General features: G+C 57.6%; 11 protein-coding genes. 2 read left to right on the forward strand and 9 right to left on the reverse strand.

The annotated features are described in order from the left end of the window. Positions 1-275: 275 nt before the first annotated feature. The 8 genes from E0765_RS02965 to E0765_RS03000 form a co-directional block, all read right to left on the reverse strand. The gene (locus tag E0765_RS02965) at positions 276-1,217 is read right to left on the reverse strand and encodes a hypothetical protein (protein ID WP_132811740.1); all 942 of its coding nucleotides are present in this window, start codon (positions 1,215-1,217) and stop codon (positions 276-278) included. 72 nt (positions 1,218-1,289) lie between these two features. Next, the gene (locus E0765_RS02970; RefSeq protein WP_132811741.1) at positions 1,290-2,549 is read right to left on the reverse strand and encodes an MgtC/SapB family protein; all 1,260 of its coding nucleotides are present in this window, start codon (positions 2,547-2,549) and stop codon (positions 1,290-1,292) included. Between the two features lie 65 nt (positions 2,550-2,614). Next, positions 2,615-3,880: a hypothetical protein gene (locus tag E0765_RS02975; protein WP_132811742.1), complete on the reverse strand. Its 1,266-nt coding sequence runs from the start codon at positions 3,878-3,880 to the stop codon at positions 2,615-2,617. Continuing rightward, on the reverse strand, positions 3,873-4,115 hold the full coding sequence (locus E0765_RS02980) for a DUF2249 domain-containing protein (RefSeq protein ID WP_132811743.1): 243 nt from the start codon (positions 4,113-4,115) through the stop codon (positions 3,873-3,875). The genes E0765_RS02975 and E0765_RS02980 overlap by 8 nt, the downstream gene beginning before the upstream one ends. After that, positions 4,112-4,546: a hemerythrin domain-containing protein gene (locus E0765_RS02985; RefSeq protein WP_132811744.1), complete on the reverse strand. Its 435-nt coding sequence runs from the start codon at positions 4,544-4,546 to the stop codon at positions 4,112-4,114. Before E0765_RS02985 ends, E0765_RS02980 begins: the two co-directional genes overlap by 4 nt. Before the next feature lie 73 nt (positions 4,547-4,619). Further along, positions 4,620-7,472 carry a translocation/assembly module TamB domain-containing protein gene (locus E0765_RS02990; protein ID WP_165921637.1) on the reverse strand — a complete coding sequence of 951 codons (2,853 nt, stop codon included), beginning with the start codon at positions 7,470-7,472 and terminating at the stop codon, positions 4,620-4,622. Between the two features lie 76 nt (positions 7,473-7,548). Further along, positions 7,549-8,913 carry an FAD-dependent oxidoreductase gene (locus E0765_RS02995; RefSeq protein ID WP_132811746.1) on the reverse strand — a complete coding sequence of 455 codons (1,365 nt, stop codon included), beginning with the start codon at positions 8,911-8,913 and terminating at the stop codon, positions 7,549-7,551. Positions 8,914-8,922: 9 nt separating this feature from the next. Beyond that, a complete protein-coding gene (locus tag E0765_RS03000; protein WP_132811747.1) occupies positions 8,923-10,383 on the reverse strand; it encodes an OprD family outer membrane porin in 1,461 nt (486 codons plus the stop codon). Between the two features lie 131 nt (positions 10,384-10,514). Between E0765_RS03000 and E0765_RS03005 the strand changes: the two genes are divergently transcribed. Together E0765_RS03005 and E0765_RS03010 are read left to right on the forward strand one after the other, a co-directional pair. Continuing rightward, positions 10,515-11,165: a response regulator transcription factor gene (locus E0765_RS03005; protein ID WP_132811748.1), complete on the forward strand. Its 651-nt coding sequence runs from the start codon at positions 10,515-10,517 to the stop codon at positions 11,163-11,165. Continuing rightward, positions 11,146-12,336, forward strand: a complete 1,191-nt coding sequence (locus E0765_RS03010; RefSeq protein WP_132811749.1) for a HAMP domain-containing sensor histidine kinase — start codon at positions 11,146-11,148, stop codon at positions 12,334-12,336. The genes E0765_RS03005 and E0765_RS03010 overlap by 20 nt, the downstream gene beginning before the upstream one ends. Here the strand turns inward: E0765_RS03010 and E0765_RS03015 are convergent. Then, positions 12,333-14,024 (reverse strand): autotransporter assembly complex family protein, encoded by a 1,692-nt coding sequence (locus E0765_RS03015; protein WP_165921639.1) that lies wholly within the window; start codon positions 14,022-14,024, stop codon positions 12,333-12,335. The genes E0765_RS03010 and E0765_RS03015 overlap by 4 nt on opposite strands. Positions 14,025-14,028 lie beyond the last annotated feature (4 nt).

Below are 14,028 nucleotides of genomic sequence, written 5' to 3' on the forward strand. Positions count from 1 at the left end.
ACAGTAAGATTGCACGTCTTGTTAAAGTTAAGCTCTTCAATTTCCGAATCTTTTCGGATCGCGTAGACATAATTGCTGATTTCGGTGTCATTATGGTGTCATAAATAGAAGTTAAAATAAGCGAAGATTGTGCAAAAGAGACGCTGTAAACTTCGCTTTTAGTGAGGTTTATTGATGTTTTAAGAGGATTCGAATCTCTTCCTGTCTGCCATATCTCTAAAGACTTCCCTTTTATACACTCTACGAATTTAGCTACCGTATTTTTATTTTGCTTGTTATACCGCCACGTCCACTTCGAACACGCCGAAGGCTCCGGCTGTTTCGCCCAATGCAACGGAGGCTTTTTTGTACTGCGCTATGGTAGTGTCGGCGTCGCTTTTGAACGCGTAGTCGATCGAAGCCGTTTTGAGACTGATCGCGCCGATTCCCGCTTCCTGGAGCGAGAGAAGGTTTTCGCCCCCTTCGCTCACCATCCATACCCGCAGCTGCTTGAATATGTCATCACCCGCATCGATCCATCCGTTTCGGTCATCGTCGTGGGCGGCAAGCTCCATGAACCCTTCCCCGGTGCGCGGTCCGAAGAGTTCGGATCCCTGCGTGATTTTGCCGTCGTGATCGGCATCGAGCGCGAGGTATCCCGCCCGTCCGGAGAGGTAGGGGAGGCTTTGCCCCTCTTTGCCGGTGAGATTGAAAGCAAACGCGTTTGTCGAAAGAGGCTGCGAGCCGTCAAACGAAATGACGAGGGGATCGGTGAGGATCTTGCCGTCCTGGATACGCAGCCGCACCGATTCGGAAAAACTCTGTGTCCATTCGATGGAGAGGGAGAACTCGCGTACGCTGCCGTCTTCGAGGACCGCTTTCCCTTCGGCCGAAAAACTCATCCGGTTGAGTTCTTGCATCTGGTACTGGTATTCGAGAATCGGAGAATTGCTCGGCGCGCCGCCCGAAGAGGCCGATGCGGGTGTTCCGGCTGCCGCTGCGTTAGTGCGAAAGGCGGCTAACGTGATCTTTTGCCCCGTTAGCGCTTCGAGCATGAGCGCCATCATCCGGTATTTGGGATCGACCCCTTCGAGCGGGTCTTCGCCCAAGGTTTCACATACCTCGTTTACCCCTTTTGAAGCGGCTGTGGAAGGGGAACTGAGGGACAATTTTTCCTGTTCGCTGCGATAGTGCAGGGACGACGCGCTGAGGCTGAGGCTTTGGGCTGCGATCTGCATGGCTGGACTCCCGTTTGGTATAACACTATATCGGCAAAACGGGGAAAAAGATGATTGCTCCCCCCGGGAGTGTTAGAGGAGCGTTAGGAGTGCGGCGGCGGTAAAGGTGCCGATCGAAATGAGAAAATAGGCCCCTATCCATCGGAAGAGTACGGCATTGCCCAAAAACAGCACAAGCAGTGCTTTGGCCAGCGAGTTGGCGAGGATCGCGATGAGGATCGCGGCGTGGGCGGTCGAGGGATGGAGGGTCGATTTGGCCAGCGAAGAGAGGGAGAGGATGATCGCATCGACGTCGGCGATTCCCGAAACGGCGGCGACCGCGTAAACCCCCATGTTCCCGACGTACTGGTCTGCGAGCTTGATGAGGGCGAGCGTGATTCCGAAGATGAGCCCCATCATCAACGCCTCTTTGAGGCTGAAGGGGTTTTTGAACTTGATGTCCTGCGGGATATTTTCGTGCCGCGACGTGAAATACAAAAAGGCGATGTAGCCGTATCCCGCGATGGAGCCAAGGGCGATGGGGAGGAGAAAAGGGATGGTGAGGGCGGGGTTGATGACCCACATTTCAATCCCCGCGCGGATGAGCATCATCGAGGAAGCCAGCGCGATCCCGATGGCGAGGTTTTTGGAGAGAAAGCCGTTTTCGTGAACCCTTCGGGCCATGCTCATCGCGACCGCCGTCGAGGAGACGAGGCCGCCGAACAGCCCCGCGACCCCGATCCCGTGCGCCGTTCCGAAGAAACGGATCGCGATGTAGCCGAAAAAGGAGATCCCGGCCACCAGAACCACCATGATCCAGATGAGGTGTGGATTGACCAGCCCCATCGGGTCGATCGGCTCGTCGGGGAGAATCGGCAGGATGACGAAGGTCATCACCATGAACATGATCGCCGCACCGAGGTCTTGTTTCGTGAGGGTTTGTTCGTATTCGCGGATCTTGTCTTTGAGGTTCAGGACGAAAAGGACGAGGATCGCGATGAAAACGGGGAAGATCGGAAGGGTGAAATAGAGCATCGCCCCCACCAGGAAGGTGACAAGTGCGGCGAACTCGGTGGTGGAACCTTTTTCGGACGCGGAGATGTTGTTGACCACATAGGCGGCGACGAGCAGCAACCCCATCAGACCCGATGCGACGAGGAAAAAATAGGGGAAATAGGCGCTCGCCCAGGCCGAGAGGTACCCAAAGAGCGAAATCATCGAAAAGGTCCTGGCCCCTCCGAAATCCTGGGTTTTGTTCGAATAGATCGAGTGCATTTCGCGCTGAAGGCCGACAAGAAACCCCAGCACGAGCGAAAGGCCGCTGTTTTGGATGAATAACGAATCGATCTCCATGGTAGCCCTCCGCCGTTCTTTTGCTAACGATTATAGCGCAGATGGCGGGAGAAACGCCAAAAGGGCTATTCGAACGTGAAACGTTGCCCGTGGGAGAGGGTGTGGCGGTATAGGGAGAGCGCTTTTAGCAGGTTGTAGAGCAGTACGCTAAACATCAGGCTCCCGAAAAATCCGGCGGCGGCCAACGCCTCACCCGATACGCATCCGGCGAGCAGCGCGAGAGCAGTGAGGGCAAACAGGGTGAACAGGAGTTTGGAACGGGATGCGGGGATGACGTTGGACATGATCGGCGCATCCATAAACCCGGCCGAATTGAGATGGAACCATACCAGAAAAGGGACGATTTTGCTCATCATCCCCAGAATGACCGCAAGGACGAATAGGGCGTAAGAGAACAGCGCGAGGGTTTCAAGTGTCGCTGCCGCGATGAAGAGGGATGCCGTATGGGCGGCCGAAGCAATCAGCAGCAGGGCCATTCCCGCCGTCCAAAACCGGATACTCACGTCGCTAACGCGCCGTTTGCGTTCCGAGAGCCGTTTGAGGGTCGTTACCGCAAAACCCCCCAGCCAGCCGGCGATGACGATGTCGGCGATCCACCCGTAGGGCCATCCCGTAAAGGCAAAGGCGATTTTGAAAACGAGGGCGGCCGCAAGTACTCTGAAGGCATTTCGTTTGCACCATCGGCTGTAGGGGGCGGTGACGTAAAACATTTCGATCACCTGGAATGCCACCGCGATGATGAGGGCGGCGGCCCATCCTATCAGCCCCAGCGAGTAGTGGGACGTGCGGACCGCTTCGTGGTAAAAGCCGAACGATGCGGAGGCGTACGACGACGCCATCACGATCCCCAGCACGGCGGTGAACGCCAGAGCGATCAGGGCTAGCCGCATCCCGCGCAGCGTATCGTGGGTGACCTCCCCGAACAGCAGCGGCAGGACGAGGTTGGCGGTATAGACGATCGCGGCCCCCAGCAGGATCGAGGCAAGGGTGAAAAGGATCGGCTGCGACCAGAGAAATGCCATCGCGAGCGAAAGAGTACCGACCGTCAGAAACGTATGGATAATGAGGGCGTTTCCCACGGGTGCGGGGATCGGTTTCCCCCCCAGGACGCTTTGCATCTGGAACAGCGCACCGATCATGCTCATGCTCATCACCCCCAAAAACATCAGGTGGATCGCACTGAGCGAATAGGGATGCAGCGGCGTGAGCACTTCGCGCGGCGCGAAAAACAGGAGTGCGCAGAGCGCGATCCCAAAAACCGGGACGGTGAGGAAAAAGCGGAGCACCACCGAGATCGGCGGCGCCTGATCGAGTGAAAGGCCGTTATACACGGTACACCTCCAAATCCAAAGTCGGACTGCGGGTAATAAAGATATGCCAGACATTGTCCGCATCCATGTAAGAGAGATAGCGTCCGTTGTTGCGGGTGATGATCTCGAACAGCGGTATCGGCTCGCGCCGGTGGATCATGTGGATCACCTCGTCTCCCGCGAGGCGGCGGAACGCCCCGACCGCCATTTCGAGCGGGATGGGGTGATCGTATTCGCGGGTGTCGAGGAGGATCATGCCATCTCTTTGAGTTTGACGATCATCTCCTCGGCATCGGAGCCGAGCGAGCGGTCGATCATCGGATAGAGCATCTGCTCTTCTTTCATGTTGTGCTGCTGGAGCATGATCATCATCGATTCGCCGATGCCGAAGAAATCGTCGACACGGTTTTCGGCGAGGGCGAGGCGCATCGATTCGAGGAGGCTGCGGAGCTGCTGGTGCTCGTAGCGCATCATCTGCGTCGGGCCGCCCATCATCCCTGTCCGTTTTTCGAAGGCGAGGAAGAGCTCTTTTTCCTCCATGTCGAAATGGTGCAGCGTGGCACGTTCGAAGGCCTCGAACGCGGTGCGGGCTTTTTCGGCGTCTTTGGCCAGCAGGGCTGATTCGGCCTCGGCGTAGTGGTGGTCGCAGGCGCGGTGGTCGTCGCGCATGAAAGAAAGAATGCTCATAAGTCTCTCCTGGGGATCAAATGACGACAGTATAGATCGGACGTCCGCGAATAATCTTGACAAAAGTCAAGAATTATTTTTTGAGGGGCTTGTTGTGGGGGAGAAAATCGCGGAAATCCTTAATGTACACGGCATTGATCCCCTGCCCGAGTTCGTGGACGTCGGCATCGAGCCGGAGCCAGCGGTTGAGCTGGTATTGGACGAGGATGCTGGAGAGGGTGTCGTTTTTGTAGAGGACGCGGAGGTTTTTGTTGATCCGCGCGCCCACTTCGAAGCCCATTCCCCCCTCCTGCGTCGTGAGGATGTTCATGGTATCGATCTGGAGTTTGGTCGTGCTGTTGATGAGCCCTTTGAGCCCGGCACCGAGCATGAAGTTGGTCGCGTCGGCACGGACGGACGAGGTTCCCGAATCGCTTCCCGCGACGGTATTGGCGGGGGAACCGAAGAGGATGTAGCTCATGATGTCGTTTTGGCTCATGACCGGATCGGAGGTGAAGAGAAAAATCGGCGAATCGAGGGTGTGGGTGACGAAGATGACGATTTTTTTGTAGTCGACTTCGTGGCCGATCGTGAGGTTGAGATAGGGGTTTAGGGGGACATCGCCGCCGAAATAGATTTCGGAATGCTGGATATCGAACCGTTTTCCCGCGCTCGTCGCACTCCCCGAAGGGATCGTCATCATCCCCAGTATCTGCATCGGCCCCAGCGGATCGCGCCAGAGGGTGATGTCGGGGATCAGCCGCAGGTTGAGCTCCTTGGTCTGGAGTTTGATCGGTTCTTGGGAAGTGATGCGGACGTTCATCGAAAGCCGCGTATGGGACGGGGGGCGGACGTCCTGGACGATGATTATGTCATCGTCGAGGACTTTGAACTGCTGCAGCGGCAGGTAGGAGATCGTTCCCTCCAGAATCGTGACGTTCCCATAAAGCTGCTGTTCGCCGGCGCGGTCGCGGACAAACGTAATGTCGGCAGCGGCGTGGGCGCTCCCCTCGGGCCCTTCGTAGAAGAAGCGTTCCGAAAAGAGGCGCAGCGACGTCCCTTTTTCGCCCGAAACCGCCCCCTGCAGCAAGAGGGTGTCGTAGATCCAGAAATCGTCGACGAGGAGATCGCCCGAGGGGGTGAGGCGAAGATGCGAGGTCCGCTCCGAGGCGATCGGGTGGTCGGCGATTTCGAAACGGTAGGAGGGAACCGTGATGTTCCCGTCACGGTAATGCAGGTCGATCGAGCCGTTCGTCCCCCCGAAAGAGTGCTGGGTATCGAGGACCGCCGCATACCACGGCACCCGGACGTTTGCGTCGATCTCCACCGTATCGGCGATCGTGACCCGTGCGCGTGCGCGGATCTCGGCATCGTAGTATTCCCCTTTGTAGAGTTCGATCGGGCGGAACGAGGAGACGGTCGCAAATGCCGAGGGGACGAGGGCTTTGACGTCCAGAACGCTTTTGCCCGGGGCAAGCGAGCCCTCGACGTCGAAATAGGCTCCGGAGTAGTTGCCCGATCCTTTGAGCCGTTCGCCGCTCAGCGATGCGGAAAATGCGACCGATTCTCCCTGGAAATGGAGGTGTGAGACGTTGTGCTCGTGGGTGAGGGAGAGGTTCAGCCGTGAGGGCGGTTTGCGGCTCCAGTCCCGCCACATCGGTGCATCGGGGGGGAGGAGGAGGGAGCCTTCGAGGGCGTGGACCCCCTCGCGGGTCGAGAATTCCCCCGTGAAGCGAAGGTGGCTGTGCTCGGCCGCAAGGGTGCCAGAGAGGGTGTCGGTGCTGAGGACATAGCTTCCGCGGGCTTTCATCCCCAGCGGCGAAGTGCGGGCGAATTCGGGGAGGGCGGGGAGAAAGGCGAGGTCCTGATGGCGGCTTTCGAGTTCCCACGCAAAACGGTCGTAATCGGAACTCGAAAGGCGCAGGGTGCTCCCGTCGAGTGTGACCGAGGCGCCCAACCCCTGTGCGTCGTCGCGGAACGATCCGCGCAGCGTGTTCGAGGGGAGATGGCGGTTCGAGGCGATGTGTCCGGAAAATTCGCTTGTCGTCACCCCCTCGAAAGTGTAGCGCAGGTGCTGGCGGGTCTGCATCGTCTCTTCCCCCCGCCGAAGCAGATAGGAGGCGTCGACGTCGAAGCGTTCGTCATCGTAGCGGCAGCGGAAGTCGAACGTGAACTTCTCGGCGTTCAGGGCCGGATCGGGTTTGAGAACCAGGCGCTCGATCCCCCCTTTGAGATGCGCGCGTTTGTCGGAGAGTTCGACGATCCGAAGGGGGATGGTTCGGGGAAGATCGGTAAAACGGCCGCTGTAGGGGGCAAGGGCGGCCGTATTGGGGTACAGGAGGGCTTCCCCCGAAATCGCGTTGTCCCGGAGGGTTCCCCGAATGCCCCCGTCGGCGTAGCGGGAGCGGAACGCGGCGCGGAAGGTTTTGAAATTGAGCAGTTCGCCGTCATAGCTCCCCTCGGCTCCGTCGATATCGAGTTCGAGGGGGTAGGTGCCGATGAGCTGTAGGTTGTGGAGCGTGACCTGTTTAAGGCGAAACGTCGGAAACGGCCAGGAGGTCTCGCTTCCGTCGGTGAAATCGTCGAGGTGGAGCCGCAGCCCCTCGATCCGGACCGATTCGACGGTATGGTCCCCTTCGAGCATTTTGACGAGGCTGTAGCGCAGGGTGAGGGTGTCGGCTTTCATCCGCTCCGCGCGAACGTCATGGAGGGTGAACCCCTCCATCAGTGACCCCTCGGCGCGGGTGTAGTGGATCCCCAGCGGTTCGAGAAGGTAGGTGCGTACAATCTCTAGACCGTCGGGGCGGAAGGCGACGTAGAGCGCCCCCGCGGTGACAAAAACACTAAGGAGAAGGAGAAAATGAAGAATCAGGAACAACCGTCTGAACAAGGTTTTCAGACGTCTGGACCGGGGCCGGTGATGATCTTCGTTCAACGGTGTTTGCATCCGCATATTATGCCCAAACTTACCATTAAACCTGATCCCGCGGCAACGGAGGAGAAACGTCCCCGCGGGAAATCGATCAGCTTCCGAAAATGTCGCGCATCATCCCTTTGTACCATTCATGGGTCGTTTTTCCGAGGTCGGCGGAACGGGTGTTGTTTTCGGTCATCTTCGGCTTGATTACTTTAATGTCGTTGCCGTTGATGTCTTTGTCGTCCATCATCGAGAAGGTGACGCCGATCGAGATCGCTTCTTTGTCGTTGACCATCGAATAACAGATGTTTTGAGGGAGCGTCACCTCTTTGGGTGTTGCTCTCCCCGCTATCAGCGAAGCGATATGGGACGCGACGATGTGCCCCTGGCCGTTTGCGATGGCACCGCTTTTGGGATAGGGATAGCCGCCGACGGCATCTCCGATGACGAAGACCCTCGGATCCGCTTTGCTCTGGAACGTGGGTGATTCCATCATCCCCCATCCCGCTTTGCCCGTCGAAACGCCGGCCATCGCGACGATTTCGGACGCTTTGTTGGTCGGCATCAGGTTCGCCGCAGCGTAGGGGATGCGCACCTCTTCGGTCCGTTCGTCTGCGAGGGTGAGCGTGACGACCACCTCTTTCTTATCCAAATCGACGGTTTTGACCAGCGAATTGGGACGGTATTCGACGATATCGGGGTACAGTTCTTTGTATGCTGCCAGGAACCCCGGACCTTTCGGGGCCGGTTTGGCTTTGGGATCGAGGAGGATCACTTTCCCCTGGATGCCGTTTTTCTTCAGGTAGTGGGCCACCATCGCGGCACGCTCATACGGTGCCGGAGGGCAGCGGTAGGGGCCGTCGGGAACGGAGATGACGAAATTGCCCCCTTCGAACTCCTCGAGCATCTTTTTAAGGGCGACGTGCTCACTGCCGGGCATGAGCGCCGGAGGGCACTCCTGGCGGCACCGCTCGGCGGCAAGGGTGTCTTTGCCGAACCATTTGGTGTAATCGTACGCGATTCCGGGTGCGAGCAGGAGATAATCGTACCCGATGCTGCCGGTCGTCGTTTTGACGGTGCGGCCGGAACGGTCGATGTCGGTGACGGTCGTCTGGAACATTTTGTATCCGAACGCCTTTGCCGCGGTGTAGTAATCGCGGGTCAGGAAATCCATCCCCACTTCGCCGCTTAGCCATTCGTTACTGATCGGACACGACATAAAAAGATCCCGTTTTTCGAGGACCACCACTTCGGCTTCGGGGGCTTCCTTTTTGATGTAGCGGGCGGCGGTGAGGCCGCCCCATCCGCCGCCGACGATGACGACCCGCTTGCCTGCGGGTTTGGGGAGGAGTTCGGTGGCGACGGCCGGATTTTCAGCCGCCGACGCCGGTGCTGCGGAGACTCCCCCAAGAGCCAGCGCCGCGGCGCCGATTCCGGAGGCTTTGAGCATATCGCGTCGAGAGAGTTTCATGTCCGCTCCTTAAAAACTCAGGTTGGCGATCAGACGCGTGTGCGCATGCTCGTAATTGCGGGTGCCGTTGTCACGCTGTTCGTGAAACAGGCGGAACCACAACCCTTTGACCGATGGGACGGCGTAGTGGAGGATGTAATCTTGAACTTCGGTCGTTTCATTCCGGACGGTGCTGATGGTTCCCCCGGTACTGCCGGTGGTTCCGGTCCACGTTTGTACGTCGGTATCGTACCGGGCATGGTTGACGATGAACTTGAGCCCCGGAACGCCGAGCGATGCGAAACTGTATTCGGCCCCGAGTTTGTAGGCGTCGGTATCGGCACGGTATTCGTTACGGGCGAAAATCATGCTGGTGTACGCGGGATCGCCCTGCCAGGCGTTCATGACGTGGCCATCCTCATTGCGGTTGTAAGCGGCGGAGAAACTGAAGTCCCCGATGTCGGCTTTTGCCTGGACCCCCCACAAGGTGGCGTCGATCTGGCCGTCCGCGCTGATTTTCGTTTTGTAAATGGACGAGGCCGTCAACGTGTTGACGCTGCGGAGTTTTTTGAGCTCGTTTCCTCCGGTAGAGGTGGCGAAGTTCCCGACATCGTCTTGTTTAAGGATTTGGGCTCCGAGGGTCACTTTGGCCGGACCCGCGTTGATTTTGTATTCGGCATCGGCATAAATCGTGTTGTACATTTCGTGTGCGTAGTAATCCCATACCCGGGCTTTGAGGTTTCCTTTGGCGTACTCGATCCCCAGTGCGGTGACCCCGGATGTATCGAGTTTATTCGCCCCCAGGGTCGCATCCGACATATCCTGGAACGATGATTTCCCCGAACCCGGAGTAATCACGCCGGTCGTGCCGTTGACCGCCGGGCTCACAAGACCGTATCCCGCACCGGAGGTGATTTGATAGGCGGCATCGCCGATGAGTCCCGCATCGGTCGCGGCGCGCGTACCGAACTGCATTTTGGTGATGTGGGCCGCGGTTACCGTGAAATCGGGGATTTCCTTGATCGTCGCGACGGTCCCCTCGAAGAGTTGGGGGATGATGGTGACGGCATTGTCGGTCATCGGTGTTTTAAACTCCTGCCGGCCGTACGTGATGTCGGTATTGGAGAGGCGGTAGCTTGCATAGGCTTCGCCGAGCGTCGAATAGCTGTCCATCGAGTCGCCCAGAAGCCCCTGTGCCACCTGGCTGTAGCCGTCGCGGGTTTTGTAATCCCACTTGGTGAGCCCTGTGTCGTGGGTCGTGTACATCGCCGCGCCGAAGCGGAGACCTTGCAGCGCTCCCGTCTGGTATTTGAGTTTGCCTCCGATGGCGCTGCCGGTTGCGGCTACCGTATCGGAAAAAGCCGGTTCGATATGGTGAATCCGGACATAACCGCCGAATTTCCCCTCTTTTATCATTTCATTGAGATCGTCCGCCCCCATGAGCTGGGTGGCGAGGATCGCAGATAGGGACAGGATTGCATTGCGTTTCATCTCGTGTGATACTCCTTCGATAAGTTTTCAACGACCCAATCGTACTGGTGCCAGATGAAAAAATCATGAAAATGTGATTTTTTTTTGACGTTTTACCGAAAATCGACGAATAATAAATTACAATACTTCCCATGCGAGTACTTATAATAGAAGATGATATGAAAATGAGGGGCATGCTCAAAGATGCCCTGGAAACGGTTTACCGTATCGATACGGCCCAAACGATCGGCGAGGCGTTGGAATGGATCGAAAGCTGTTCGTACGGCGCCGTACTTTTGGATCGTAACCTGTGCGGCGAGGACAACGGGATGGAGATCATCCCCAAACTCAAAAAGCGCCATCCCTCCTGCGCCGTCATGATCGCGAGCGCCTACGGAGGGGTCGAGGAGAGGATCGCGGGGCTCAGTGCCGGGGCGGACGATTATTTGGAGAAGCCGTACGATCTTCGGGAACTACGAATGCGTCTGGACGGACTCATCCGGCGGTTCGCCCCCGAAACGATCACCTCGGGGGGGGTCTGTCTGGATCTGGTTAATCAAACGATCACGGCCGAGGAGAAAACGATAACTCTCTCCAAAAAAGAGAACGACGTCCTTTTCTTCCTGGCGTCAAGGCCGGACAAGGTTTTCAGCCGGGACGATATCGCCAACGCCGTTTATTCCGATCCCGCTTCGATGACCTCCAACACGATCGACGTCGTCATCAGCCATATACGGAAAAAACTGCCGGTCGATGTGATCGAAACGGTCAAAGGACGCGGCTATGCTCTTAAAAACTTTTAAAGGACGGATCCTCGCGGTATCGCTGGGGATGACGGTTCTGGCCGTGGCGATCTTCGGATACGGCCTGGCGAGCATCTATTATCAGCACATGCATAAATGTCTTTCGCGGAGCCTGACGTTTCTTGGGAACATGATCGTGCACGAATATGACGTGTCGCGGTGGGACGACCAGACGCAACGACTGGTATGGCACGACGAACAGCTTAGAAGCGTGATGAAGGGAGGGCTCATCGACCGGATGCGCATCGAGGTGGTCGAAACGCTCCCCTCCCTAAGCGACGAGCGGCTGTTTTATGCCGTCGCACTCAAAGACGGACGCCATTTTCTTATCAGCTCTTCGACGGCGAAGATCGACGACGAGCTGTTTCGGATGATCGGCAGCCGATGGATCTTTTTTCTGTTCGGTTTCGTGTTCACGAGCGGGGTGATCTATCTGCTCATACGCCATCTTTTCGCCCCGTTCAATGCCCTTGTCAACCATTGTCTCACCTGTGACGATCCCGATAGCAAACCCGATGAGGTGAGCGGCGGTAGGGAGATCATCGCCCTGCGCGATGCGATTGCAACGCTGCAGCAGCGGATCAGCGGCCTCCAAAAGGCCCAGCACGAATCGATGAAGGCCCTGACGCACGAGTTGAAGACGCCTTTGGCGCAACTGCGCCTGCGCATCGATCTTGCCGATCAGAAAGGGGAATGGAAAAGCGATGCGATCGCCGAAGCGCGCGAAGAGATCGATACGATCGCCGCGAAGATCACCACGATTTTACATACGACCGAGCATGTCGGCAAGACGGAGAAGATACGGCTCAAAAAAGCGATAAACGAATGGGTCGAGGAATTACGCGGACTGTGGGAACATCGGGGATTGCGTTTTAACCTTGATATTCCCGATGCCGCGGTAGCGGAGCTGCCTCGGATCCCTTTTGAACGGGTGTGTCGGATTCTCATCGAAAACGCGCTCAATCACGCCTGCGAAGGGAGCGATGTCTTTATCCGGTGCCGCGGAGGGATCATCGAGATATCCAATCCTCCGTGCGAACATTCCGCCACCCTCATCCATTCCAGCGGGGTAGGGCTCTCGATCGCCAGAACGCTCTGCGATTATTACGGGTGGATGCTGCGCGACGAACAGGATGCGACGAGTTACCGCGTGGTTTTTTCGGCGGCCTAGAAAAGCTCCCCGATCCGGAAGTGGATTGCGTACTGGGCGGGATCGTCGGGGTCAAACCCGACGTCGAACGCGATCGGGCCGATGGGGGTGACGTAGCGAAGCCCCCACCCTATTCCCCAGTAGGCGACGTCGTAATCGGGGATATAATCGTCCCCGATAAACGTGAGATCGCTGAACAAGACCCCCCGGAATTCGCCGTAGATGGGGAAGCGGTACTCCAGGCTCCCCTCCAGCAGCGAAGGAAACCCCAGCGGGTCGCCGGCACTGTTTTTGGGTCCGAGCTCACGGTAGGTGTAGGCGCGGTTGGAGTTCATCCCCCCCGCATAGAAACGGTACGATGCGGGGACGTCGCCGTCGTAGACGCGCAGTGTCCCCCATTTTACCTTCGCCCCCGCGACGTGTTCCCCCGCGCTGAGGATGTAGGCTCCCGAGAGGAGGCTTTTGAAATAGGTGGCATCCGAAAATACGGGGGAGCGGAGCGACCCGGTCCCTTTGGCGTTGAGCCAGAACCCTTTGGTCGGTTCGAGGATGTTGTCGCGGGTATCGAGGTTGATCTCTCCGAGCGGGGAAGCGATGTAGAGGATACTGTCGGGAAAGTTGACGGGGTCGGTCGAATCGTACGTCTGTACCCGGTCAAACAGGAGCCCCGCCATGACCGATGCGGGGGTATCTTGGTATTTGGCGGTTACTTTTTCGTAGGTGCTTTCGGTTTTATACCCGTCGAACGTCTCGTCTTTGTACCCGATTTCGGCTCCGAGTACCCCCCGGTTCTGGAGCGGGACGGTGAGGGTCCCGGTCAGCTCCTGCATCAGGTCGGTGTAGCGGGCGTCGAGAGAGAGGGTTTTTAGGTCGCCGAAGAAATTGCGGTGCTTGATCCCCATCTGCGCACTCAACCCCTGGTCGCTGCTGTACCCAAGACCGGCGGTAAAACGGATCGGGCGTTCGACCTCTTCGACGGTAAGGGTGATCGGGACGACGCTGCCGTTACGCTCGTTGTCGTTGATCATGACCCGCGCGACCGCTTCTTGCGCGTAGAGCGCTTCGTAACTTTTTTTGATCGCTTCGACGCTGTACGGGTCCCCTTCTTCGAAGCGGAGCATCGAGGCGGTGAGTTTACCGTCGATATTGGGGGTCGAAGAGGCGGTGATTTTGCCGAAGGTACACGCTTCGCCGGGTGAGGCTTCGAAGAGGAGGTGTGCTTCGTCGGTCTCGATATCGACCCATGCCTTGGCATTGAAGCTCGCGTTGCAGTATCCCCGCTCCCCGTAACGTTTTTTGATCGCCGATTTTGTTTCGGAAAATTTCTCCTGGTCGAACCGATCTTCGGGGCGGATCGTCACCAGCGTTTCGACGTCGATGGGGCTGTTGAGCTGGACGCTTTTGACGATGACGGGGGTGTTTTCGGCGATGATGAAGGTGACGATCCCCTCTTTTACCTCGGAGGTGACGCGGGCGTGGTAAAAACCTTTTGAACGGTAAAAACTTCCCAGGGCCGAAACACTTTGGGCTACGGCGACTTCGTCGAGGGTGGGGGGATTTTCCCACACTTCGACCGCATAGGGTTTGCGCAGCCCCAGCACTTCGTAAAGACGCGATTCGTCGATCGATTGGTTTCCGCTGAAAACGATCCGCAGGGGAGCCGAAAAAAGGAGAAGCGCCGATGCGGCGAGCAGCCAGACGATGCGCACGGTA

Origin of the sequence: Sulfuricurvum sp. IAE1, assembly GCF_004347735.1 — a bacterium.
Classification (GTDB): Bacteria; Campylobacterota; Campylobacteria; order Campylobacterales; family Sulfurimonadaceae; genus Sulfuricurvum.